The 24,448-nt window shown below is 66.9% G+C and carries 23 protein-coding genes; 13 read left to right on the top strand and 10 right to left on the bottom strand.

The features are described from left to right. Positions 1-29: 29 nt before the first annotated feature. Genes WG901_RS16140 through WG901_RS16150 form a run of 3 tightly spaced genes read right to left on the bottom strand, consistent with a single transcriptional unit; the run spans position 30 to position 2,133 of the window. Positions 30-938, bottom strand: coding sequence for a DUF4198 domain-containing protein (locus tag WG901_RS16140; protein WP_339588121.1), 909 nt, complete (start codon positions 936-938; stop codon positions 30-32). 17 nt (positions 939-955) lie between these two features. Then, the gene (locus tag WG901_RS16145; protein WP_339588122.1) at positions 956-1,477 is read right to left on the bottom strand and encodes a DUF2271 domain-containing protein; all 522 of its coding nucleotides are present in this window, start codon (positions 1,475-1,477) and stop codon (positions 956-958) included. Positions 1,478-1,488: 11 nt separating this feature from the next. Beyond that, positions 1,489-2,133 (bottom strand): PepSY-associated TM helix domain-containing protein, encoded by a 645-nt coding sequence (locus WG901_RS16150; protein ID WP_339588123.1) that lies wholly within the window; start codon positions 2,131-2,133, stop codon positions 1,489-1,491. Positions 2,134-2,325: 192 nt separating this feature from the next. Between WG901_RS16150 and WG901_RS16155 the strand changes: the two genes are divergently transcribed. From WG901_RS16155 to WG901_RS16180, 6 genes are all read left to right on the top strand, one after another. Next, on the top strand, positions 2,326-2,745 hold the full coding sequence (locus WG901_RS16155; protein ID WP_339588124.1) for a UrcA family protein: 420 nt from the start codon (positions 2,326-2,328) through the stop codon (positions 2,743-2,745). Positions 2,746-2,869: 124 nt separating this feature from the next. After that, positions 2,870-3,646: an isocitrate lyase/PEP mutase family protein gene (locus tag WG901_RS16160; RefSeq protein ID WP_339588125.1), complete on the top strand. Its 777-nt coding sequence runs from the start codon at positions 2,870-2,872 to the stop codon at positions 3,644-3,646. Positions 3,647-4,019: 373 nt separating this feature from the next. Next, positions 4,020-4,748, top strand: coding sequence for a CoxG family protein (locus tag WG901_RS16165; protein WP_339588126.1), 729 nt, complete (start codon positions 4,020-4,022; stop codon positions 4,746-4,748). Further along, positions 4,745-5,620: an FAD binding domain-containing protein gene (locus WG901_RS16170; protein WP_339588127.1), complete on the top strand. Its 876-nt coding sequence runs from the start codon at positions 4,745-4,747 to the stop codon at positions 5,618-5,620. Before WG901_RS16165 ends, WG901_RS16170 begins: the two co-directional genes overlap by 4 nt. After that, positions 5,617-6,120: a (2Fe-2S)-binding protein gene (locus tag WG901_RS16175; RefSeq protein WP_339588128.1), complete on the top strand. Its 504-nt coding sequence runs from the start codon at positions 5,617-5,619 to the stop codon at positions 6,118-6,120. Before WG901_RS16170 ends, WG901_RS16175 begins: the two co-directional genes overlap by 4 nt. Next, positions 6,117-9,203, top strand: a complete 3,087-nt coding sequence (locus tag WG901_RS16180) for a xanthine dehydrogenase family protein molybdopterin-binding subunit (RefSeq protein ID WP_339588129.1) — start codon at positions 6,117-6,119, stop codon at positions 9,201-9,203. Before WG901_RS16175 ends, WG901_RS16180 begins: the two co-directional genes overlap by 4 nt. A gap of 19 nt (positions 9,204-9,222) precedes the next feature. Here WG901_RS16180 and WG901_RS16185 read toward each other — a convergent pair whose 3' ends face one another. The 4 genes from WG901_RS16185 to WG901_RS16200 form a co-directional block, all read right to left on the bottom strand. Next, positions 9,223-10,479, bottom strand: a complete 1,257-nt coding sequence (locus WG901_RS16185; RefSeq protein ID WP_339588130.1) for a cytochrome P450 — start codon at positions 10,477-10,479, stop codon at positions 9,223-9,225. 103 nt (positions 10,480-10,582) lie between these two features. Continuing rightward, on the bottom strand, positions 10,583-11,635 hold the full coding sequence (locus tag WG901_RS16190; RefSeq protein WP_339588131.1) for a phosphotransferase family protein: 1,053 nt from the start codon (positions 11,633-11,635) through the stop codon (positions 10,583-10,585). 39 nt (positions 11,636-11,674) lie between these two features. Further along, entirely contained in the window at positions 11,675-12,619 is a 945-nt protein-coding gene (locus WG901_RS16195) for an aldo/keto reductase (protein ID WP_339588132.1), read from the bottom strand. A 139-nt stretch (positions 12,620-12,758) separates the two neighbouring features. Further along, positions 12,759-14,864 (bottom strand): TonB-dependent receptor plug domain-containing protein, encoded by a 2,106-nt coding sequence (locus WG901_RS16200; RefSeq protein ID WP_339588133.1) that lies wholly within the window; start codon positions 14,862-14,864, stop codon positions 12,759-12,761. 121 nt (positions 14,865-14,985) lie between these two features. Here WG901_RS16200 and WG901_RS16205 point away from each other — a divergent pair, with 121 nt between their 5' ends. Both WG901_RS16205 and WG901_RS16210 read left to right on the top strand, forming a co-directional pair. After that, complete coding sequence (locus WG901_RS16205; RefSeq protein WP_339588134.1) at positions 14,986-15,528, top strand: hypothetical protein; 543 nt, start codon at positions 14,986-14,988, stop codon at positions 15,526-15,528. A gap of 204 nt (positions 15,529-15,732) precedes the next feature. Further along, positions 15,733-16,275 (top strand): DUF2478 domain-containing protein, encoded by a 543-nt coding sequence (locus WG901_RS16210; protein ID WP_339588135.1) that lies wholly within the window; start codon positions 15,733-15,735, stop codon positions 16,273-16,275. A 34-nt stretch (positions 16,276-16,309) separates the two neighbouring features. On the opposite strand, the gene phaZ is transcribed toward WG901_RS16210, so the two are convergent. Further along, positions 16,310-17,620 carry a polyhydroxyalkanoate depolymerase gene (gene phaZ / locus WG901_RS16215; RefSeq protein WP_339588136.1) on the bottom strand — a complete coding sequence of 437 codons (1,311 nt, stop codon included), beginning with the start codon at positions 17,618-17,620 and terminating at the stop codon, positions 16,310-16,312. 92 nt (positions 17,621-17,712) lie between these two features. Beyond that, a complete protein-coding gene (locus tag WG901_RS16220) occupies positions 17,713-19,365 on the bottom strand; it encodes a PHA/PHB synthase family protein (RefSeq protein WP_339588137.1) in 1,653 nt (550 codons plus the stop codon). Positions 19,366-19,732: 367 nt separating this feature from the next. Between WG901_RS16220 and WG901_RS16225 the strand changes: the two genes are divergently transcribed. Beyond that, positions 19,733-20,173: a phasin family protein gene (locus WG901_RS16225; RefSeq protein WP_339588138.1), complete on the top strand. Its 441-nt coding sequence runs from the start codon at positions 19,733-19,735 to the stop codon at positions 20,171-20,173. A 68-nt stretch (positions 20,174-20,241) separates the two neighbouring features. Here WG901_RS16225 and WG901_RS16230 read toward each other — a convergent pair whose 3' ends face one another. Continuing rightward, a complete protein-coding gene (locus WG901_RS16230) occupies positions 20,242-21,129 on the bottom strand; it encodes an amidohydrolase family protein (RefSeq protein WP_339588139.1) in 888 nt (295 codons plus the stop codon). A 144-nt stretch (positions 21,130-21,273) separates the two neighbouring features. On the opposite strand from WG901_RS16230, the gene WG901_RS16235 reads away from it, so the two are divergent. The 4 genes from WG901_RS16235 (at position 21,274) to WG901_RS16250 (ending at position 24,446) form a co-directional block, all read left to right on the top strand. Then, the gene (locus tag WG901_RS16235; RefSeq protein ID WP_339588140.1) at positions 21,274-21,735 is read left to right on the top strand and encodes a c-type cytochrome; all 462 of its coding nucleotides are present in this window, start codon (positions 21,274-21,276) and stop codon (positions 21,733-21,735) included. A gap of 23 nt (positions 21,736-21,758) precedes the next feature. After that, positions 21,759-22,250 (top strand): VOC family protein, encoded by a 492-nt coding sequence (locus WG901_RS16240; RefSeq protein WP_339588141.1) that lies wholly within the window; start codon positions 21,759-21,761, stop codon positions 22,248-22,250. 268 nt (positions 22,251-22,518) lie between these two features. After that, a complete protein-coding gene (locus WG901_RS16245; RefSeq protein ID WP_339588142.1) occupies positions 22,519-23,235 on the top strand; it encodes a COG4315 family predicted lipoprotein in 717 nt (238 codons plus the stop codon). Between the two features lie 17 nt (positions 23,236-23,252). Next, the gene (locus WG901_RS16250) at positions 23,253-24,446 is read left to right on the top strand and encodes a hypothetical protein (RefSeq protein WP_339588143.1); all 1,194 of its coding nucleotides are present in this window, start codon (positions 23,253-23,255) and stop codon (positions 24,444-24,446) included. Positions 24,447-24,448: the final 2 nt, after the last annotated feature.

Raw genomic sequence — 24,448 nt, forward strand, 5'->3', positions numbered from 1 at the left:
GATCAGGATGCGCGGTGCGAGAGCCCCGGTCAGGGGGCCATTACCTCGACCGTGGTGATGTAGCTGGCGCGGCGCTGCGGCGGGCCGGCCGGCGCGCGCGGCGCAGGCGGCGCGGCGCCCTCGGCCGGCGGTGCGCCAGCGCCGGGACCACCGGGTCCGCCCGGGCCACCGAAGCCACCCTCACGACCGCCGCCGGGCGTCGAGACGTTGATCCAATACATGCCCGGCGTCGGATAGGTCACCGAGACCTTTCCATCGGCGCCGGTCTTGGCGTCGATCTGGTTGAGGTTGTCGCGATAGCGGATGCCGCCGGGGATCACGGTGACCTTGAGGTCTGTCGCCGGCTTGCCGTCGAGCAGGAACTGGAAGGTCGCCGCCTCGCCCGCCACGAGATCGTTCGGGTGCGTCACCGGCACCAGCTCGATGCCCTTGCCCGTGGGCTTGAACACGGCCGTGTCGGGCGCGCCGACCGAGACGTAGATCTCGTTCCGGTTGCTGCTCTCGGCCGTCTGGACGTTGGTCGCACCCGCCGGGATCGCCTTGGCCAGCGTCTCGGGCGTGGTGCCGCGCGGCAGGCGCTCGGTCTTGCCGGCCAGATCGTAGCTGCCGTTGACCGAGGTCGTTGCCGAGCCGATGCGATAGGTGCCCTTCTGCAGCAGGTGCACGTCGAAGGTGTTGCGGAAGCGGCCCTTGGCGGCATTCTCGATCGCCACGTCGGCACCGTCGGGCGCGGTTGCCTTGACGTTGGTGATGTTGCCGGGTTGGTGCTCGAAGTAGAACAGGTCGTTCGAGACGGCGGCGTCGACCGTCACCCAGTTGTCCTGGCCCGAGAAATTGGTCTGCGAGGGCAGCAGCCACTGACGGTGCGCGAGGGCCGGAGTGGCGAGAACGGCGGCGAGCGCGGCGGCTCCGAGAGCCTTGGCGATAAGCGTCTTCATGGTCTGATCCTCCCTGATCAACGGCCGAAAGTGACGGTGACGGCGCCGAGCTCGGCACTGCCCGCGGCGCGCGCGGACTGACCCGGCTTGGGCGGCCAGGCGAAGGGCACGCGAACGAGCTCGCGCCCGCCGACTTCGCGCGCGGCCTCGACCACCAGCGTGTATTGCCCCGGGGCGAGGTTGCCGAGCGGGCCGCGGCCTTGCGCGAAGCTCACGCGCTGCGGGCCGGGTGCACGGGTGGCGCCGGTCACGCCATCGGCGGGAAACTGCATCGTCCGGCCCGAGGCACGCCACCACTGGCGGATGTCGCGCAGCCATTTGGTGCCTTCGCCGTTGCGCATGTCGAAATCGTACCAGACCGAAAGCGTTTTCGGCGTGCCGGTACCCTCGACCCAGATCGCCACATAGGGCTTGTGATATTCGGCGACGCTAAGCCGCGGGATCGTGACGGTGACGTCCAGGGTCTGCGCCCAGGCGGGCCCGGCGACGGCGCCCAGCGCGGTGACGCCGGTCAGTGCAATACGATGGGAAAGCTGCATCGGTGGACCCCTCAGTGAATGAAAATGACGGCGATGGCCGCGGGAATGACGAAACCGCCCGCGACCAGCGGCCAGGTGGTCTTGCGGTTGTGCGCGTGGAGCCAAAGCAGGACGAGGCCGGTCAGCGCGAAGACCAGGCAGGCGAAAGCGAAGACGTCGAGGAACCACGACCATTCGCCGCCCGAATTGCGGCCCTTGTGGAGGTCGTTGAGGTAGGCGATCACGCCACGATCGCTGTCCTCGCTGGTCGCCTCGCCGGTCTCGCGGTCGAGCGAGACCCAGGCGTCGCCACCAGGGCGCGGCAATGGCAGGTAGACGGTGTCGAACGACCATTCGGCCTCGCCGCCGGCCTGGACCTTGAACTCCTTGGCGACCCAGGCCGCGATCTTTGGTGGCAGCGGCTTCTTGGTGTCGGGCTTGTCGTCGGGCGCGATCAACGACTGCAGAGGCGCGGGCACCTGCGCGGCGTGCTCTACGATCTGCGCCTTGCCCTCGATGTCGGCGGCGTGATTCAGGGTGAAGCCGGTCACGGCAAAGAGCACGAGGCCGATGAGGCTGAGTGCCGAGCTCATCCAGTGCCACATGATGATCTGTTTCAGCCAAAAGGACTTGCGGCTCTTGCCGCGGGGCTTCGGGCTCGGCGTCGGGTTGGGCATCGGCGCCGTACAATCCTGTGAAATCTGGGCTGGAAACGCCGAATCGCATATCGCGAACGATTCTCATTTACAATACGTCACCGTGTATCAACGCTGATACAGCTCGGCTGGTCGCAACGGGGAACCCGGCCGCGCGGAGTGGCGTTGTCTGGCCGGGAGTGGGGACAGAAGAACCGACGAAAGGACGCTCTTATGTCTCGCTTGTTGATTGCCAGCGCCGTGGCCCTGGCTGCCGTTCTGCCCTTGGCTCCGGCCAGCGCGCAGCCGGGCTTTTCCGAACCCTCCATCACCGTGACCGCTCCACGCATGCGCAATGAGGGGCGCAGCGCCAGCGGCGCGCCGATCCGTACGGTCGAAACCGACTCGGTCGTCTATCATGGCGATCTCGATCTGCGGACGCGGGCGGGTCGCCGCGAGCTCGACCTGCGCGTCGAGGCCGCGGCCGAAGAAGCCTGCGGTTTCCTCGAGCAGCACTATCCGATGAGCGAGCCTCTCAATACTCCGCGCGAATGTCGCAACAGCGCGGTCAACATGGCCCAGGCGCAGGTCCGCGACAGCGTGCAGCGCGCAGCCTATTACGATGCCTATATGGCCGCCTACGACGGCGAGTGATCCGGCTCTGCAAGGATTCAAAGGGAGGGCTCGTGCGGGCTCTCCCTTTTTCTCGCCTCGATGTCACGAAAGGGACTGGCCGATCGTCTGACGGTGACAGACGATCGATCCAGGGAGCCCGACCATGACGACCAACGCAAACCCATCGCGCGATCTCGCCGCCGACGCCGAGAGGCTGCGCGCCCTTCATGTGCCGGGCAGCCCCCTGCTGCTGGCCAATGCTTGGGATCCGACCGTGGCGGAGGCGGTCGAGGCGGCGGGGTTGCCGGTTGTGGCAACCGCCAGCGCCGTGATGGCGCCAATCGCCGGCTATGAGGATCACGGGCACATGCCGCCTGACGTGGCCTTCGCCGCGGTCGCGCGGATCGCTGCCGCGGTCTCTTGCCCCGTGACCGCTGATCTCGAGGATGGTTATGGCCTGCCCGCGCACGCGCTGGTCGAGCGGCTGCTCGCGGCCGGTGCCTGCGGGCTCAACATCGAGGACAGCGATCATCGCGGCGGAGGCCTGGTCGACGCGGCTGAGCAGGCCGATCGCATCGCCGCGATCCGGCAGGCGGGTGCGGACCTGGGCGTGCCGATCGTGATCAATGCGCGTGTCGACGTGCACATGCAGCAGGGCGAGGCGACCGAAGGGCTCGAACGCGCGCGGCGCTATCGTGTGGCCGGTGCGGATTGTATCTACCCCATCTTCCTGGCCGACCCGGCCGTCGTGCGCGAGCATGTCGCACTGGGGCCCGTGAACCTGCTCGCGCATCCGGGTGGACCGGCGCTGGCCGACATGGCCGCGCTTGGCGTGGCGCGGATCAGTGTCGGGCCGCTGCTTCACCGCGCGATGATCGCTCGCTTCCAACATGCAGCCGAGGCCATGGCGAACATGAATGACACAGGTCTTTGGCAATGAGCGCCGGTTGCACAGATGGCGGTTGACCCAAAGAAATGCTCGGCCAACATTGTGCGGGCAGGTCGCGCGATTCCATCGGCGCGGCGTCGTCGGGCATAATAAGACAATGGGAGAGGGTGCCGAAAAACGGCAACGTCATCCCGACAGATCCCCGATGCGATTGTGCGGCCTGCCATGCACGCGTTATGGAATATGTAGCCGATCGCCCGCCTTATGCAGGGCTGGTCCACATCGCCAGTTGCGAGACACAATAGCTCTTATCCCTTTGACACCGTCGCCGCGCCCGGCCATCTAGGCCAGCGATAAGCGCTGTCGGCGCCTGCTTTTGCGGGCAGCTTGGCAGCGGACGGCGGAGGCAGACTATCTCATGGAAATGAAGGGCGAACAGAGGATCGCGGCGCCACGCACGCGCGTTTGGGAAGCACTCAACGATCCCAATGTCCTGCGGCAATGTATCCCGGGCTGCCAGACGCTCGACAAGGTCGGCGACGATCGGCTGGAGGCCATCGTCGAGATCAAGATCGGGCCGATCGGCGCGCGCTTCAAAGGCGCGGTGACGATCTCCGACTCCAAGCCGCCCGAGAGCTATCGGATCAGCGGCGAAGGCCAGGGTGGGACCGTCGGCAATGCCAAGGGCGGGGCCAAGGTCCATCTGACCGAGGTCGATGGCGGCACCTTGCTCTCCTATGAGGTCGAGGCGCAGGTCGGTGGCCGTCTGGCGCAGCTGGGCGGACCGATCATCGACGCCACGGCCAAGCAACTCGCGGGCAAGTTCTTCACCAAGTTCGGCGAAGTCGTCGGGGCTCCTGCCGTCGCGCCGGCAACCACCGCGCCGACCGCAACCGCGGCTCCCGTCGCACCCGGCGCCGCACCTGCCGCAGCGCCGATAGCTGCTCCGCAATATGTCGCCGCGACCGCACCGCTCGCCCCCGCGGGCACGCCGTGGATCTGGATCGTCGCGACGGCCCTGGCCTTGATTTCCGGCTTCCTCATCGGTCGCAGCAATGCCGGCGAGGTCTGGATGATCGTCGGCCTGCTCGCGCTGTTGGTCACCGGCGTCGCGGGCTTCCAGGCCGGCAAGCGCAGCGGAGCCGGCCGATGAAGCCCGCCCCCTTCGACTATGTCGCGCCCGGTTCGGTCGCCGAGACGCTCGACGTGCTGGCAGAAGCCGGCGGCGGCGCCACGCTGCTCGCCGGCGGGCAGACGCTTATGCCGCTGCTCGCGTTGCGCATGAGCCAGCCGTTCATCCTCGTCGACGTCAACAAGATCGAGGGTATTCGCGGAGTCAGTCATACGGCCGAGACCACGCGGATCGCCGCCGGCACGCGCCAGGCCGTGGCCTTGGCCGATGCCGAGCTCAAGGGCGCGCAGCCGGTGTTCAACCTGGCGCTGAGCCATGTTGGCCATCATCAGACGCGCAACCGCGGCACGATCGGCGGCTCGGTCTCGCTGGGTGAGCCCGCAGCCGAAATGCCCGCGACCGCCGTGGCGCTCGGCGCCGAGGTCGAGATCCATTCGCGCGACCGCGGCGTGCGCCGGGTCAAGGCCGAGGAATTCTACCTCGGCCCCTACATGACCGTGCTCGAGCCCGACGAGCTCGTCACCGCGATCCACTATCCGCGTTGGGGGTCGGACGCGATCACCGTGTTCCGCGAAGTGGCGCAGCGTCCGGGCGACTTCGCGCTGGTCGGCCTCGTCGGCCGGGTGCGCGTGGCGCAGGGCAAGATCGCCGAGGCCGGGCTCGCCTGGTTTGGCATGGGCCCGACGCCGATCAAGGCGCGTCAGGCCGAAGCCGCGCTGATCGGCGCCTCCGTGTCCGACATCGACACGCGCGCCATCGCCGAGCTGGCGGTGGCCGACACCGACCCCTTCACCGATCACCACGCGACGGCGCATTATCGCCGTACGGTCGGCCGCCGCATCTTCGGGCGCACCTTGGGCGAAGCCCTCAATATCCAGCAGGCAGCAGCATGAGCGAGCACGCTATCGAGGTCACCATCAACGGCCAGGCGGTCAAGGGCCGGGTCGAGGCGCGCAAGACGCTCGGCGATTTCCTGCGCGTCGACGCGGGCTTCACCGGCACGCATCTCGGCTGCGAGCACGGCGTCTGCGGCGCCTGCACGGTCATCGTCGACGGGCTGGCCGTACGCTCGTGCCTGATGCTCGCGGTCCAGGCCGACGGCGCGCAGGTCACGACGATCGAAGGCCTGGCCGAGCCCGACGGCACCTTCCACCCGGTCCAGACGGCGATGCGCGACAATCACGCGCTGCAGTGCGGCTTCTGCACGCCGGGCGTGGTCTGCACGATGGCCGCGTTGACCGCCGACGAGGCCAAACCCAGCGAGGACCAATTGATCGCCGCGATGTCGGGCCACCTGTGCCGTTGCACAGGCTATCAGGGCATCCGCCGCGCGATCCGCCAGCTCACTGGCCAGCCGACCGGCGTTGCTGCCGATCACGGAGAGCACGCATGAACGCGCCCGCGGGTCTCGGTACAGGCGCACAGCGCCTGATCGGCAAGCGCGTAACGCGCAAGGAAGACGGCCGCCTGCTGACGGGCAAGGGTACTTTCGTCGACGACGTGGCGCTGCCAGGCATGCTGCACAGCGCGTTCTACCGCAGCCCGATCGCACGCGGAAAGATCCTGTCGATCGACGTCGAGGAAGCGCGCAACCTGCCCGGCGTGGTCGCGGTCTACACCGCCGAGGACCTCAAGAAGCGTCCGGTCGAGCTGATGACCTTCTACCTGACCCCCGCCGAAGTGCCGATGGGACCGCTCGCCGAGGGCGACGTGCGCTATGTCGGCGATCCGGTCGTCCTTATCGTCGCGCAGGACCGCTATATCGCCGAGGATGCCGCGGGCTTGGTCGTGGTCGAATACGCCGAGGAAGACCCCGTCGTCACGATCGCCGATGCGCGAACCGGCGCGGTGGTCCATCCGACAACCGAATCCAACGTTGCCCAGGTCATGGGGATCGAGGACGACGAGGATATCGAGGAGGAGCTCGCCAAGGGCGCGCATCTCGTGACCCATACGGTGCTGCACCAGCGCATCGCCCAGTCGCCGATGGAAACGCGCGGCGTGGTTTCCGATCCGCACGGCGAGGACGAGCTGATCGTCTACATCACTTGTCAGAGCCCGCAGCTCGTGGCGCGGTGGCTGTCGCTCGCGCTCGGCCTGCCCAACACGTCGATCCGCGTGATCGCCAAGGACGTCGGCGGCTCGTTCGGGCTCAAGAACCATCCCTGGCGCGAGGAAGTAGCAGCGATCGTCGCTTCGCTGCTGCTCGCGCGCCCGGTCAAGTGGACCGAGGACCGGCTCGAGGCGCTGACCGCGTGCAACCAAGCGCGCGAGCAGGAGATGACGACGCGGGTTGCCTTCGACAAGGACGGCAAGATCCTCGCCGCGCACGCCGACTATTCGAGCAACAACGGCTGCTATCCGCAGGGCGCCGACGCCAATGTCGCCGTGCACATGTTCATGTGGGTGGCCTATCGTGTGCCCGTGCCGGGCTTCATCACCCGCGCCTGGTATTCGAACACGCCGGGCCTGGCAGCCTATCGCGGCCCCTGGGCGATGGAATCGCTGGCGCGCGAGACGATGCTCGACAAGGCCGCGCGGCAGATGAAGATCGATCCGGTCGAGATTCGCCGCAAGAACCTGATCCCGCGCAGTGCGCTGCCTTACAGCACCGCTGCCGGCATCCCGGTCGACGACATGAGCCCGGCCGAATGCTTCGAGAAGCTGATGCAGAGCTTCGACGTCGCCAAGTTCCGGCGCGAGCAGGCCGAAGCGCGCAAGCAGGGCCGTTACCTGGGCCTCGGCCTTTCGGCCTATGTCGAGCCGACCGGCTCGGCGGGGCAGATGGCGCCGATGACCGGCGAACTCGCGCAGTTGCGCATCGAGCCGACCGGCAAGGTCACGGCGATGATGTCGACGCACAGCCAGGGCCACGGCACCCAGACGACGATGGCCCAGGTCATCGCCGACCAACTCGGCGTGCCTTACGAGGACGTCACCGTGTTCGAAGGCGACTCCTCGCGCGGCGGCTTCGCGCCGGGCGCGGCGGGAAGCCGTCAGGCGGTGCTCGGCGGCGGTGCCTCGATCAAGGCGTCGAAGCTGCTCAAAGAGAAGATCCAGGCGGTCGCCGCACATCTCTACAACGCCAATCCCGAGAGCGTCTCCATCGAGAACGGCATGGTCAAGATCGCCGGCGCCGAGGAGATGACGCGCAGCCTCAGGGAGGTCGCCGAGATTGCCTATGGCGAGCCGATGCGCCTGCCGCAGGGCATGGAATCGGGGCTCGAGGCGCAGTACCGCTATCTGCCGCCGCCGATGACCTTGACCAGCGCCGCGCATGCCTGCGTGGTCGAGGTCGATGTCGACACGGGCTTCGTCAAGATCCTGCGCTGGCTGTGCAGCGAGGACTGCGGCACGGTGATCAACCCGGCCGTGGTCGAGGGCCAGGTCGCGGGCGGGCTCGCCCAGGCGATCGGCCAGGTCCTGCTCGAGGAAGTCCACTACGACGAGCGCGGCAATCCCACGGCGGCAACGTTCAAGGATTACATGCTGCCGGCGATCACCGACGTGCCGGACTTCGAGTATATTCACGCGAACATCCCCGCGAACAACGAAGGCGGTTTTCGCGGCGTGGGCGAGGGCGGCGCGATCGTCGGCCCGCCGACCTTGTTCAACGCCATCGCCGATGCGCTTTCGCCTTTCGGCGAACTGCCCGTCTCGCTGCCGGTGACCCCGTCGAAAATCCTCGATCTGGTCGAAGGCCGCAGCGAAGACGCCGAAGCGACGCCGCCGCCCGTGGCCGGCACGCCCGAGCCGGCGTTCGATGCCGAGGCGCCCGGCGCTTCCGCCGTGCTGTCCGGAGCGCTGCCGCAGAGTGTCGACGGCGAATGGCAGGTGACCATGCAGCCGCCGGTCGGGCCGAAGCAGGAGATGGTTGCGACCTTCCGCACCGAGGGGGGGATACTGACCGGACAGCTCGCGGCGCCTGAGGGCACGCAGGAGTTCTCCGGCACGGTCGAAGGTAATCGGCTCAAGTGGGAGATGAAGGTCACCCAGCCGATGCCGATCACGCTCAAATACGACCTGACGCTCGAGGGCGATACGCTTGCCGGCACGGCCAAGCTGGGCATGTTCGGCAAGGCCAAGGTTTCGGGCGAGCGCCTCGGTGGTACGCCGGACGCGGCACCGGTCGCGGCGGAGGTGGCGCGCGCGCCCGCCAGCGAGCCGCCCGCGGCGGTTGCGGTCGACGGCAATTGGAACGTGGTGATGAAGCCGCCGGTCGGCCCCGAGCAGACGATGGTGGCCACGTTCCACACCGATGGCGGCACGCTGACCGGCAAGCTCGACGCGCCCGAAGGCGCTCAGGAGTTCGCCGGCACGGTAGACGGCAACCGGCTCAAGTGGGAGATGAAGGTCACCCAGCCGATGCCGATCACGCTCAAGTACGATCTGACCGTCGAGGGCGACACGCTCTCGGGCACGGCGAAGCTCGGCATGTTCGGCAAGGCCAAGGTCCAGGGGACCAGAGCGGGCTGAGGAACGCCGCGTTGCGCTTTCAGAGTGCGGGTTCGGCCTCGGCCGAATCGCGCACCGCTTCGAAAGCGATCGGCAGGCCCTTGAGCCCCCAGACGCCGTAGAACGGCCGCCAGGTCGAAGGCCCGGTGCGGCGCGGCTGGCGGATGCGCTGGGCGATCTGGTGCAGGCCTTCCTCGATCTGCGCGCGGGCGATGAACTGCCCCAGGCAGATGTGCACGCCCATGCCGAAGGTGATCGGGCGCTTCTTCGCCTGGTCGCGCTCGGGGTCGAAGTTGGCGGCGTCCTCGATCACGGGATCGCGGCCCGAGATCGAGACGGGGAAGAACAGCAGGGTGCCCGCGGGGATCAGCACGTCCTTGTAGGCGATGTCCTTGGTAACGATGCGCGGGATCGTCGAAGTGGTCAGGTAGCGGAAGTTCTCCTCGCTGACCTTCTTGCACCAGGCCAGGTCCTCGGCGCAGCGCTGGTACATTTCGGGACGGTCGATCAGCGCATCCATCATCAGCGTGAGCGCGTTCTTCGAGGTGTCGTAGCCCGCGACGAAGAGGAAGATCAGCAGGTCGTAGAGCTCGCGTTCGGTGACCTTGCCCTCGTCGAGCGTGGCCAGCAGCACCTCGAGCATGTCCTCGCCCGGCGCCAGCCGCGCCTTGCGGCGCTGCGCGACTATGTCCTGAGCGAAAGCGTCGAGCACGTCGGTCGCCTGGTTGAGCTGGGGCAGGAAGGCCTTGTCCATGCTCATCGACAGGCCGAGCGCTTCCATCGAGGCGCGCAGGGAGGCGATCGCTCCGGTCGGCGCGCCGATCAGGCTGCACATAACGGTGATCGGGAAATAGGAGGCGAAGTCCTCGAAATCGAACTCGCCCTTGGGCACCCATTCGTCGAGCAGTTCGGCGATGACCTTGCGCATCAGCGGGCGGTGCTTGTTGGCCTGCTGCGGGGTGAAGGCGGGGGCGAGCACCGCGCGGATGCGCCTGTGCGCCTCGCCGGTCTGGGCCAGCAGGCTCTCCTGCTGGAAGCGGCCCCAGGGCGTGCCCTCGGCCTCCATGATCTGCAGCATGTCCTCGTAGGAGCCGGTCAGGCTGTGATCGAGCCAGAGCAGGTCGCGCATGGCATCGTACTGGTGGACGACGTGGCCGAACTCGCAGGCGGCGAGCCAGGGGTGGCTTGCGCGCGCCTTTTCGAGTTCGGGCCAGGGGTTCGCCGAGAAGGCGGGCGCCGCCATCGGCAGGCTGTGGAGTGTCAGGTCGGCCAGGGTCTGCACGGCGTCCTCTCCCATTGTTTTGCCGAACCCTTAGCATTGTTGGGCGGGCAAAGGGAGAGGTGAGGATGGAGGGATGCGGCGCTTCGTACCAGATTTGCGCCGCACTATCCTCAGCGGCTCAGAGACCCAGCCGGTCCTTCAGCGCGGCATGATCGGGCTCGGGCCAGCCCCAGATCTTGCTCGTGCTGACCGAGAGGCAGCTCGTCTTGAACAGGGTGAAGTCGAGATACCAGTCTAGGTCGTCGACCGCGATGCCGGTGATCTCCCGCCACAGCGCGATCGTCTCCTCGCGTGTGCCCATGCCGTCGAGCAGCGGCTTGTCGGCCGTGGCCTCGTGCGCGAAGGCCGACATCTGCAGCCACCAGGCGAGGTCGTGCAGCGCGCCGCCGAGCGAGGCCTGCTCCCAGTCCATCACCGCGACGACGTCGAAATTGTCGTCGAACATCATGTTGCCGATGCGCGCGTCGCCCCAGACCAGGCCCTCGGGCTGGTTCTTCGGCCAGCGCGCCTTGAGCGCTTCGCGCGCGGCGTCGAGCACGGGCCAGCGCTTCTCGGGGCTGATCCATTCGACGAAGCGATCGTATTTGTCCCACTCCTGATCGAGCCCGGTCAGGCCGCTTTCCTGCCCGGGCAGGCCGGCAAGGAACTGAACCTTGTCGAGCGGGGTCTTCTGCGTCAGCGCCAGGTTGCGCACCCCGCCTTCCCAGAAGCGGCGGCGCTGCGCCGGCGTCGCCTCTGCGACCCAGCCGGTCTCGCGGTAGGGCGGGAAAGTCACGGCGACGCGGCCAGTGAGCTTCTTCATCACGAAGAACGGCGCGCCGACGAGCGCGGGATCTTCCTCGAAGCCAATTGTTTCGGCAACGGGCACGATCCGCTCCTCGTGGAGCACGCGCATGACCCTATACTGCTCCTCGAACAGGTCGTCGGGATAGACCTGGTTGGCGTCGGGCTTCACGCGGATGACGTAGCCTTCGCTGTGGTCCTTGCCACCCGCGCTCCAGCTCGCGTCGAACAGGATCGTCTCGTGGCTGCGCCCGGCGCCGCGCGGATAGTCCATATTGGCGATCTTGAGGTTGGTGGCGCCGGGCAGCTTGCTTTCGAGCCAGGGTATGACCTGCTCGGCCATTTCGGACAGGTCACGGGTGCGCGGGGCGACGATCTGGTCGGACATCTATTTCTCTCCTGGGGAATGCTTGTGCGCCTGAAACTGTTACGCCGATGCGGCGTCGAGCGCGGCGAGGTCTTCGGCGGTGAGCTGAAGCTCGACCGACTTGAGAATGTCGGCGAGCTGGCCGAGGCTGGTCGCGCTGACGATCGGCGCCGAGACCGACTTGCGCGTTAGCAGCCACGCCAGCGAGACCTGCGCGAGCGTCGCATCGTGGCGCGCGGCAACGACGTCGAGCACGTCGAGCAGCGCGAAATTCTTCGGTGTCAGATAGCGCTGGACCGTACCGCCGCGCGCGCGGCCCTCGGCGTCGTCCTTGGAGCGGTACTTGCCGGTGAGGAAACCGCCGGCGAGCGAGAAATAAGGAATCGTGCCGATATTCTCGGCCAGGCAGACATCTTCAAGCGGGCCTTCGAACTCCTCGCGCGCGGCGAGGTTGTAGTGCTGTTCGAGCACGGCATAGCGCGCACGGCCCGGACGCTCGGCGGCGACGGCCTCGCGCAATTGTTCGGCCGAATAGTTCGAGGCGGCGGCGTGGCCGACCTTGCCCGCGTCGATCAGCGCCTGGAAGGCTTCGAGCGTCTCGGCGATCGGCGTGTTCACGTCGGGCTGGTGCGCCATGTAGACGTCGATGTGGTCGGTCTGCAGCCGGCGCAGCGAGGCCTCGCAGGCGCGGGGCAGGTAGTCGCGGCCCAGGCCTTCCAGGCCTTCGCCCATCGGCAGGCCGCCCTTGGTAATCAGCACGACCTTGTCGCGCACGCCGCGGTCCTTGAGCCATTCGCCGATCACGGTCTCGGACTCGCCGCCCTCGAAGCCGGGCAGGTGGCGCATGTAGAAATCGGCGGTGTCGATCGCATTGAACCCGGCCTCGAGAAAGGCGTCGAGGATTGCGAAACTCGTCTCGCGATCCGCGGTCCAGCCGAACACGTTGCCGCCGAGCACGAGCGGCGCGATTGCCACGCCGGTGCTACCCAGCTTGCGCATCTGCATCAGAATCTCCCATCTGCTTTGCGCGCAGCCTTAGGCGACCCGCGCCCCGTTTCAAGCGGAGTCGCGCGATCCGAACGCAAAACGGGCCGGAAATGCTCCGGCCCGTATGTATTGTTGCGGTTTGTGTCCGAGACGGCGGTCAGTACTTCGCGCGGATGCTCGCGAAGAAGCTGCGGCCCGGCTCGGGGAAGCCGTCGGTCAGCGTGTAGTTGCGATCGAACAGGTTGCGCCCGCCGACGCCGACGGTGAGGAAGTCGGTCACGTCCCAGTCCACGCGCAGCGCCGCGGTGACATAGCCGCCGGTCTGGTAATAGACGGGCACCAGGCCGTTGGCCGAAGCGGGCGTGACCGTGGTGCGGCCCGAGGCGAATTCGAGGCTCGGCAGCACGTTGATCGCGGGCACCGGCCGGTACGAGATCCAGACGAAGCCCTTGTGGCCGGGCACGTCGGTCAGCTCGAACGGACGGATCAACCCGCCGGTGGGCGGGGTGCCGACGTCGAAGTCGCGCTTGATGTAGCTGTAGTTGACGCCGGCCTGGAACACCGAGGTCAGCTGCGCGCTCAGCGACAGCTCGCCGCCATAGTAGTCGGCGCTGCCGTAATTCTCGCGGCGGTTGAGGTTGGCGGCGGTGCGGACCGAGACCAGCGCGTCGGTCAGGTGACTGTAGAAGATCGCGCCCTCGACGCGGATCGGGCCGAACGCGCGGCTGCCGCCGAACTCGACGTTGGTGGCGCGCTCGGGCTTGAGGTTCGGGTTGGCCTCGGCCGTGCCGAACTGGCTCGAGAAGCGCTCGAACAGCGTCGGGAAGCGCGCGCGCGACGAAACGCTGAGGTGCAGCGCGGTGCCGTCCTGCGCCCAGTCGAGCCGACCCTGCGCGTTCCAGGCAGAGGCGTTGCGCAGCGCGAACGAGTACAGGCGGCTGGCGCCGGTCTGGCTGAGCGGCACGCCGAATTCCTCGGCGCGGTCGGTATCGCGCCAGTCGAAGCTGCCGCCCAGGGTCAGGCTCAGCGCCTCGGTGAAGGCCAGGCGGTTCTCGATCGCCGCGCTCCAGGTGCGCTCGGCGCTGACCTGGACCGGTTCGACGGTCGGGGTGGTGAAGCCCGGGCGGCTGGTCTGGGTCTCGGTGTGCTCGTCGTGGCGATAGTGGAAGGCCAGGGTCAGCGTGTCGCGCGGCGCGAGGGCGACCGCGAGTTCGGCCGAACCGCCATAGGCGGTGTCGTCATAGGGGCTGTCGAACGAACGCGCCAGCGTCTGGCTGTTCTGGTTGCGGTTGTCCCACGAACGCAGCAGGTTTTCGTACTTGTTCCAGTAGGCGCGGGTCTTGAGCGTCGCCTGGTCGCCGAGCGCGGTGGTCGAGAGGAAATAGACGCCCTCGATGTTCCAGTAGGGCCATTCCCAGTTGCGCAGCGAGACGTTGTTCGTGTCGCTGACGTGCAGCGGTGCGTTCTTCGAACCTTCCTGGCGCGTGTAGCTGATCGCATATTCGTCGGTGGCATTGGGCGTGAAGCCCGCCTTGACGTTGACGCGCCAGTCGCTGGTGCGGCTGAAGTCGCGCTCGCCGCCGTCCTCGTTGGCGACGACGGTGGGGCGGAAGCCGCCCGCGAGCGTCCAGTGATCCTGGAAATTGCGCGCGTAGGAGGCCTGGGCGTACCACTGGTCGTGCTTGGTGCCGAGCAGCGCGAAGACGTTGTAGCCGGCATAGTCGGCATCGCGATCGAGGTTCAGCGTGCCGCGGACTTCGGCTTCGATTTCCTTGGTCGGCTTGCGCGTGACGAGGTTGACCGCGCCGCCCATGCCGCCGGGGCCGTCGAGCACCGAGGCATAGCCCTTGGCGACCTGCAGCTCGGCGATGTCGGGGGTCAGGAAGCGGCCGAAGTCGAGGCGGTTGTCGGCGGGCAGATAGACGCGGATGCCGTCGATCGACAGCGGCACCTGGAACCGGTCGAAGCCGCGCACGAACAGCAGGCGCTCGTTGCGCGAGCCGCCGCTGTTGCCGGCTGTGACGCCGGGTATCAGGTTCGCCGCATCGTCGAGCGTGTTGCGGTTGAAGGCGTAGATCGCCTCGGCGGTCAGCGTCTCGCCGCCGATGGCGATGCCCTCTGGCCGGGCGCCGGTGACGACAATCTGGCCGAGCGTGAAAGTGCCGTTGCCCGTGTCTTCGGCGGGTTGGGCTTCATCCTGGGCGAAGGCCTGGCTGGACAGCCCGAGCGCAAGCACGGACGCGAGAGTGGCGAGATGGCGCACGAAAAACCCCCTGAAATCTATATTGTGGTTACGGGCATTGTGGTTCTTGGCGCGGGCCTATATTCACAGAGATATAGCTATGCAAGGCAGGACGGTGATGCGGACGACTTTCGTGAACTCTGTGGCAATCGTGTTGGTGCTGACTGGCGGGACTGCGGTCTCTGCACAGGCGCATGATCATGGAGAGGCGCCGGTCGCGCCTGCGAGTGCGGTCAAGGCGGCCGATCTCCAATGCCGGGTGCAGGCCCCGCTTCCCGGTGAACTCGCAGCTTGGGCCAGGCCGATCGTGCTCGAGGCCGGTGTTGCCGCGCAGATCGCGCCGGGGCTGGCGATCGGCCAGGCGGCGAACCTGACGCTCAAGTCGACGCCGCAGGTGCGCTATGCGCTGCGCCCCGAGAAGCCCGGCGGCTCGGCGAGCTTCGGCGGGCTCATCGCGCTCAACGTGGCGGAGGGTGGCACCTATCGCGTCGCGATCAGTTCGGGCGCCTGGATTGATCTCGTCCAAGGCGGCAAGGCCGTGACTTCGATCGCGCACGGCCATGGCCCGGACTGTAGCGGCGTGCGCAAGATGGTCGATTTTCCGCTGACGCCGGGTAACTATACGCTGCAGCTCGGTGCCAACGGCGCGCCGCAGATGACGGTGCTGGTCGTGCGTCTGCCCTGAGGCTTGCAGCGTTACCCGACCGGCGGCTGCTCGCCCGACGGTTCGGGGCCGAGGCTCGAAGCTGTGCTCGATCATCACGAAAGCTAGCGCTATGATCGAGAAGAAAAGGCGTCGTCGCTTGCCTTTCTCCAAGCGCAGACCGATCGCGGGTTCGTGACGCGCGACGACTTTACTGCGTCGATGGCTGTCGGTGGAAGGCTGGATGTGACCGAAGGACTCGAGATGGACGAAACCATCAAGCCGATAGCGATCGTCCAGGGTGCGGGCAGCGAGGACATCCAGCGCCTGCTCGCCGAATTCGTCGCGCGTCATCGCGAGGGCGCGCGAATCGTCGGACTGATCGAGGACGGCGGCGAGGGTCGCGATCGCCAGTGCGGGCCGGGCACCCTGCTCAGCCTCGCCGACGGCAACCGCTATGCGATGTTCCAGGACCTCGGCGCCGGGTCGGCCGCCTGCGCCTTCGATCCCGAAGGCGTCGTCTTCGCCGCCGAATCGGTGGCGCGGCAGATCGCGCAAGGCTGCGATCTCGTCGTGCTCAACAAGTTCGGCAAGTACGAGGCGGAAAACCGGTCGGGCCTCGTCTCGGCCTTCCAGGCGGCGATCGTCGCCGAGGTGCCGGTGCTGACCTCGGTCTCGCCCCGGCAGGCTGCGGCCTGGGATGCCTTCGCCGCGCCGTTCTACACCACGCTGGCGCCCGAGGCGGCCGCGCTCGACATCTGGTGGCAGGAGCAGCGCGCCCGCGTCTAGCGGTGGTCCTCCCCTTGCGGGGAGGACGCGCGGATCACTGCGTGACGGGAATCTCTTCCTTGGCCTCGATGCCGACGGCCTCGTGGATGAAGTCGCGGATTACCGGATAGATGCTGCTCTGGAACTTCGAGCCCGAGAACACGCCATAGTGGCCGACGCCGGGCTGGATGTAGTTCTTGCGCTTGCTCGCGGGGATGCCGCTGAACACGTCGTGCGCGGCTTCGGTCTGGCCCGGCGGGCAGAAGTTGTCGTTCTCGCCCTCGACGGTCAGCAGCGGCAGGTCCTTGACGCTGGCGAAGTCGACCAGCTTGCCGCGGTGTTCCATGATCCCTTTGGGGATGTGGTGCTCGAAGAACACCTTCTTGAGCGTGTCGAGATAGAAGCCCTCGGCCATGTCGAGCACCGCGAAGTATTCGTCGTAGAAGTCGCGGAACTTCTGCAGCGCGACCTCGTCGCCCTTGATCGAGTTCTTGGGGAACTGACCATACTGGCGGATGTGCGGCTTGGGATTGAGCGCGATGAAGCCGCTGAGCTGGTAGAAGCCCGGATAGACGCGGCGGCCCGAGCCCGGATAACCCGGCGGCACCGTGTGGATGTTCAGCGTCTTGAACAGCTTGAACGGCACCTTCTCGGTCAGCTTGGTCAGCACGTTGGGGCTGACGCGCGTGTCGATCGGGCCGCCCATCAGGGTCAGCGTGGCCGGCTTGTGCTTGGCCTTGCGCGCTTCGAGCACGGCCGCGGCGACCATCGCCGGCGGCGCCGCCTGGCAGGTGGCGACGACGTGGGTGTCGGGGCCGAGCACTTCGAGGAAGGTCATCAGGTGCTCGACATAGCCGTCGAAGTCGAATTCGCCGGCGGCCAGCGGGACCTGCTTCGCGTCCTTCCAGTCGGTGATGTAGGTGTCGAAATCGCGCGTGAAGCCGCGGATCGTGTCCTCGAGCAGAGTCGCGTGATGGCCCGAGAGCGCGGCGGCGATCAGCACCTTGGGCTTCTTGGTGCCGTCCTCGCGGTTGAAGCGCAGCAGGTCGGCGAAGGGCAGGCTGTGGACGACTTCGGCATCGACCACGACGTCTGCATCGTCGAGATCTTCCCAGACCTGGTAGGCCTGCTTCGGATAGTCCTTGAGTGCGCGGGCAGGCAGTTCCCAGGCCGTGGCGAGCGCGCGCATGCCGATCGTGTCGCGCAGCGGATTGCGCTCGTCGCGCGCGAGCTGCTGGCCCTTGTCGAGCAGCCAGGCCATCGGTCGCGTGCTGCGCCGCAGCGTTTCATAGGCAAGATAGATCAAACCACTAACCCCTAGTTCTGCCGGGCACTGCTCCCAGCAAGCCCCACCGGAAGGTAACATTCCTTCCTTTCGGAACCTGCGCTCAGGGCCAAGGTCATCTACTTACAGGATTGCTAATATATGCTGCACTGCAGCGCAAGCAAGGCAGTGAGCTACTGTGTCACATATTCGCCAGGCGCGCCGATTCCGGCGGGAAATGCCTTCGAACCGAGCTGTTTTGGCGCCGGAACGCGTTTGCCGCTGCGTGCGATCACCCACTTTGCCCAACCTTCCCACCACGAACCCTTCTCGCGGCTGGCGGTTTCCATCCAGGCATCGGCGTTGGGCGCGGTGCCCGGGGCGATGAAGTGGTGCGCTTTGGGATTGCTCGGCGGATTGACCAGCGCGGCGACATGGCCGCCGTTGGACAGCGCGAAAGTGCTGTCGCCGCCGAGGAAGTTGCAGGCCTGGTAGCAGGCCTTCCACGGCGTCAGGTGATCGGTCACCGCGCCGACGATGAAATTGTCGCAGGTGATGTCGCCGAGATCGATCGGCGTGCCCATCGCCTCGAAGGCGCCGGGCTCGATCAGCAGGTTCTCCTCGAAGATGCGCAGGAAGTCGCTGTGCAGCTTGGCGGGGAGGTTGGTGTTGTCCTTGTTCCAGGCGAGGATGTCGAATGCCGAAGGCATATCGCCCATCAGGTAGTTGTTGACCCAGTAGTTCCAGACGAGGTCGTTGGGGCGCAGCCAGGTGAACACCTTGTGGAGGTCGCTGCCGGGCAGCACGCCCTTCATCTCGGTCTGCGCCTTGGCCATGGTCAGCGCGGCGGGGAAGCGGAAGGCTCCTATCGAGGCGTCGACCTTCCAGTTGAGCATGGTCACGCAGAGCGCGAGCGTGTTGATCATGTCGCCGCGGCCCTTCTGCGCGAGGTAGCCGGCGACGATCGAGGAGAGGATGCCGCCTGCGCAGAACGAGATCAGGTTGATCTTGGGCGTGCCCGAGATCAGCGCCACGGTCTCGACCGCCTCGAGCGCGGACTCGATGTAATCCTCGAGGCCCCAGTCGCGATGCTCGGGCTGCGGGTTGCGCCACGAGACGACGAAGTGGTTGAGGCCCTGGCTCACGGCATATTCGGCGAAGGAGCGCCCGGGCGCGAGGTCGGTGAAATAGAAGCGACCGATCTGCGGCGGGATCAGCAGCACGGGGATCTCGTAGACCGTGTCGCCCTGCGGCGCGTACTGGATCAGCTCGAACATCTCGGTCTTGTGCACGACCTTGCCCGGCGTCACGCCGAGGTTCTTGCCGACCTGGAACTTCGAGGCATCGACCTGCGAAGGCATGCCATCGTTGTTGAGCCAGTCGTCGACGAAATTGCGAAAGCCCTTGGCGACGCTGTCGCCCTTGGTTTCGATCGCGCGCAGCGCCGCGGCGGGATTGCCGAGCAGCGTGTTCGTCGGCGCAAAGGCGCTGGTAACGATGTCGGCGGCGAGCTGGGCCCGGGCCTTGTCGTCGTCCGCAAGATCGTCGGGGATCATGTTCTGGACTGCCTCGGTCATCGCGAGATAGGCCTGGCTCAGTCGGCGATAGAACGGATTCTTGGCCCAGGTCTCATCCTGGAAGCGCCAGTCGCGCGCATCGGGAGCGATCTTCGACGTGCCCAGCGCGATGTCCACGAACTGCTGGTAGAGCGCCATGTTCTGCTGGAACAGCGCGAAGGGGTTGGCCGAGCGCATGTAGGTGGCGAAGGGGCCGTCGAGGCCGAACAGCGACGAAGGCAGGCCCCAGGTCGCACCGGTATCTTCGTTGCGCTGCGATGAGTCGGCCATGCTCTACCCTTTCCCTCTGCGCGCGCTTGCCCGTGTGACCGCGCCGCTTGGACCCTCTCATGCTAGCAGAGCGGGGCCGATGGGGAACCCCTTGTGAAAGCGTCAGTTCCATGACGATTGCTGCGGCAGGACGAGCCGGCAAGGCAGGTTCTGCACCGATCGAACGGACTTCCGCATCAATGCTGCGGCCCTGCGGGTTGCGGGAATTATGTTGCGCTGCACAAAAATGCTTGACGGCGCGCGCAAAACGATTATTGTGCACTGCAACATGAGTGCCGTCGTGATGGTTTTCGGACTAGCGCGGGCGGCGCCTTTGCTTCTTTACCGACGTTTCATCGCTCAATCCGTTTCGAGAAGGACTGCCCAGATGACGACCCGTACCGCCAAGGCCAAGAAGGCCACCGTCCAGTCGATCAAGGCCGACGTGCAGGACAAGGCCAAGGCCGCCTATGCCAAGGGTTCGGCCGTCGCCGGCGAACTGGGCACGATCACCAAGGGCAACGTCGCGGCGCTCGTCGTCTCGGGCAAGATCCTCGGCGCCGGCCTCAAGACGCTGGGTGATGACTCGGTCGCCGATGGCAAGCAGGCCGTCGACAGCTTCGTCGCCGATCTCAAGGCGTTCGCTGCGGTGAAGTCGCCCAAGGAATTCTTCGAGCTGCAGTTCCAGGTCGCCAAGCGCAACATCGACACCGCGGTCGCGCTCGGCGGCAAGAACGGCAAGGCTTTCGGCAAGCTGGCCAGCGATGTCGCTGCGCCGCTCGCGGGACAGGCCAAGGCCAACGTCGCCAAGCTGCGCGCCGTCGCCTGACACCTGTCAGATTGCGTTACAGAGGCCTCCTTTCCCGATCGGGAGAGGGGGCCTTTGTGCGTTCGGATTCAGGCCGGCCAGTCAAGCCAGCGTCGCGCAGTGCCGCCGAGGACGCAGGACCGCTCCGCGGCGCTGAGCTCGGGATTGTCGGCAATGGCGAAAAGCAGCTCGGCCCAGCTCTCGCCGGTCTGATTGACCGATATGTCGCTCGCCCACATCACGCGATCCGCGCCGAAGGCATCGACCGCGGCGCGCAGGTAAGGCCTCGCAGCAAGATTGGGATAGCCCGCAGCATCGAAGCTGACCGGTGCATGCGCCCATTTCAGGGCCACCTGCGGCCATTCGGCGGCCTGCAGCACGCGGGCGAAGGCACGGTCGTGTGGCTCTGCTGCGGCTGCCCGCCAATAGGTTTCGCTGTCGGGAAGACCTTCCATCTGCGCGACGATCGGCCAAAGCCGCGCGCCTGGCGGCATCCCGCAATGGCAGATGACGATGCGGCTGTCGGGATAGGCGCGCACCACGCGTTCGAGCAGTTGGGTCTGGCCGGCGAGTTGGACGAAGACCGGCAATCCGTTTTCACAGGCCAGCGCGAAGATCTCGTCGTAGACGCCGGCCGCGAAGTCGGCGATCTCGCCGCGGGTCATGCCCGGCGAGACGCGCAGCGCGCGGACGTGCGCCGCGTCGCGTGCCAGGCGGATCACCGCGCGAAGCTCGGGATCGCGCGGGTCCAGCCGTACGAGATAGGAGAACCGCCCCGGATAGGTCCAGGCGGCGAGCTCGGCCGTGGGGGAGGTTGTGCGCGTGCCGCCATTGGCGAGGCGATAATAGGGCTCGCCCGGGGTGCCCAACCAGTATTCGTCGATCAGCGCTGCGGCGATCCCCAGCGCATCGAGCGCAGCGACCATTTCCGCGGCGCCGCCCGGTCCCAGATGTACCTGACTGTCGACGATATCCATGGCGCTCTCCCCGCCGCTCGTTGTTCGCGATATCGTGGCACGGACCGGGGCGCGTCGGGAAGGGCGCTTAGGCCAAAGAACCCGGTGGCGTTTACATCGGTCAAAAATTGAACTAATTTCTGCGTAAGCCAGATTGGAGAATCCATGTTGCCGCCTTCGCGTTTCCGCTTTCTCGCTCCCTTCGTTCTCGCCGGTCTCGCCGCGCCCCTGCTCGCCGCTCCGGCCGACCAGGTGCGCACGCGGGTCGACGGCTATCGTGAACTCGGCGCTGCCTTCAAGGCGGTCAACGATGGACTGCGTGGACCTTCGCCGCAGACGGTGCTGATCCAGATGTCGGCGCGGCAGATCCGCAACGCGGCCACGCAGCAGTACAACTGGTATCCCGCCGGCAGCGGGCCGCAGCCCGGGATCAAGACCGCGGCCAAGCCCGAGATCTGGGCCCAAGGCGCGCGCTTCCGCCAGTTGCAGGACGGTTTCGCAGCGCAGGCGACGGCTTTCCAGCGCGCGGTCGCGGGCGGCGATGCTGCGGCGATGCGCACGGCGGCGCGCAGCCTCGGCGGGACTTGCAAAGCCTGCCACGACCAGTTCCGCGTCGAGAAACCATAAGTTACGACACAAGGGGAGAGAACATGGCAGGCAAGGTCGTCCTCGCCGCGATAGCGGCATCGGTTCTTGGCGCCTCGATTCCAGCCGCGGCGGACACCCCGAATCCGGCGGCTTCGGGTTCGCTGATCGGCCCGGCACTCCATGTCAGCGACGTGGCGCGCGCGCTCAAGTTCTATGTCGACGGGCTGGGGATGAAGGTCGGTCTCGAAATGGGGCCGTCGACGCGTCACGAGACGATCCTGACCTTCGGCGGCGATCCGCGCCAGCCGGGGATCATCCTGCTTTCGGACAAGACCGCAAAAGCGCCGCCGCAGATCCTCCAGAGCAACGGTTACGATCGCACTGTATTGCGCATCGAGGACCTCGCTGCGACCGCCGAGCGGCTGCGCGCTGCGGGCTTCGTGCCCGGCGAGATCCGCGATGCCGCCATGGGGTATCGCATCATGATGGCGACCGATCCCGATGGCTATCGGTACGAACTGGTCCAGATGGCGCAGCGCAAGCCGACTCCCTGATCCGCAGCGGCGGTCTGCGACAAGCTGCGACACTTTTCGCCGCGCATCGCGTTGACTGATTCAAAACTTGAATTATAGTCACGACATCAAAACGGCTCGGCGGTGCGATCCTCGATCGCGCTCGCGGGAGTGGGGCGAACGTCGCAAAGCGGCGGCCCGATAGGAGAGCGATGCGATGAAGGGGCTAGCCTTGGCGGCGATGGCAACGGCATGTTTTTCGAGCGGTGTGGCGTTCGCGCAGCCGGTCGACCTGCCGATCCCGGCTGCCATGACCACCAATTTTCCGCCGGGCGTGACGCTCGGCAAGGCTGGCGGAGTCGCGGTCTATGCGGGGCCGGGCGGGCGCACGCTCTACGGCATGGACATGCGCACCCTGCTGCGCGATGGTGCCGATCCTTCGCAACATTGCCGTGAGGCTTGTGCTGAGGCCTGGGAGCCGCTGCTGGCGCCCGCCGATGTCAAGCCGAACATCATCTTCCCGATGGGCTTCGGTGAGCGTGGCCGCCCCGCGGCGCAGAGCGAATACGTGCAGAACGCCAAGGCCCCCGACTGGACGGTGATCGCCGGGCCGCAGGGACCGCAATGGGTCTACAAGGGCTGGCACTTGGTCTTCACCCGCAAGGGCGAGGCGCCCGGTTCGGCCGAGCACGAAGGCGAGGACCGCATGGTGTGGAACACGCTCAAGCACGTGCCGCCCGCGCCCAAGCTTACCACGCCGGTCGACGTTTCGCTGGCCTTCGTCGATGGCGCCTATGCGCTCGTCGGCCATGAGGGACGCTTGCTGTTCACCGGCAACTGCGCCGAAGACTGCGCTGGCTGGCGCCCGCTGGCGGCGGGCATGGCGAGCCGCGGCCTGGGCAACGACTGGACGGTCAGCCGTGAAGCCGACAGTCCCCAGTGGCTCTACCACGGCAAGCCGGCCTTTGTCGCCGAGGGCACGAGCCCGGCCGATCTGCCTGCGGGCGCGGCGGTGCTGCGGCCATGACAAACAGGGAAAGAGCCATGGAAAACTCCGCGCGTTTCGTGCGCCTCGGTCTGTTCGGATCGGCCGTGGCCGCGGTCTTCGCGCTCGGTGCGGTAGCACCGACCTGGCTGCGCGCGCCGGCCGATGCCGCCGCGCCGCGCCCGCAGCCACTGCCCGCACCGCCGCCGGGCGGGGTCCTGGGCTTCGTCGTCGACAGCTTCGTCCAGCCGGTGATCCAGGGCAAGGACGCCTGCCCGCAGGGGACCGCACTCAAACTGCGCGACGCCTATCTCGCGACCCTGCCGGCAGAAGAGCGCGCGCAGCTCGAGCGCAAGGAGAACGAGGCGCAGCTGACCCAACGCTGGCACGCCTATGCCTTCGGTCCGAACAACACCAACGTCTGCTCGCAGCCCGACATGTTCGAGCGGCCGGTCATGCGCACGGTGCAGAGCAAGAAGGCCTGGGGTCTCGACCTCGATGAGGGAAAGACCGAGGATACCTGCGCGCACGAGAGCTTCGCCACGCCCACGGGCGAACAGGGCATCGACAACCAGGAGTACCGCGCGATGGGTTGCACCCTCGAATGGCGCGGGGTCGATGGCATCGCCGGAGACAACCAGAGCGGCATGAAGCAATTCATGGCTTCGGGCGAGTGGACCCAGGTGATCCTGCTGCGCGGCGTCGACAGCCTGCAGAACGACGACGAGGTCGAGGTGATCTACGCCAATACGCCGGACCGGCCGCTGGCCGACAGCAAGGGACAGTTCCTGCGCGGCACGACCTTCACGATCAGCGACAAGGCGCCGCGCAACCGCAACGTGCTGCGCGGGCGGATCAAGAACGGCGTACTGACCACCGATCCGGCCGACATCGTCCTGACACAGACCTGGGGTCAGGGCGGCGCGCGCGACATCCGCGGCAACCGCACCAAGTGGCACTATGCCAAGGGCCGCCTGCGGCTCGCCTTCCAGCCCGACGGTTCGCTGCGTGGCGTCATGGGTGGCTATCGCCCGATCTTCGACGTGATCGTCAGCCCGGCGATCGGCGGCGCCGGTTCGGCCGTCGTCGCGGGGATCGATTGTGCGCAGAACCTGGCGACGCTGCGCCACTATGCCGACGGCCTCAAGAACCCGAAGACCGGCAAGTGCGAGGGCGTTTCCGCGGCCCAGGCGATCACGGCGATCCCGGCTTTCGTCAACGATGTTCCGGCGCCCCGGACGGCTGCGAGATGATG

The organism is Novosphingobium anseongense (assembly GCF_037482895.1).
GTDB classification, from domain to species: domain Bacteria; phylum Pseudomonadota; class Alphaproteobacteria; order Sphingomonadales; family Sphingomonadaceae; genus Novosphingobium; species Novosphingobium anseongense.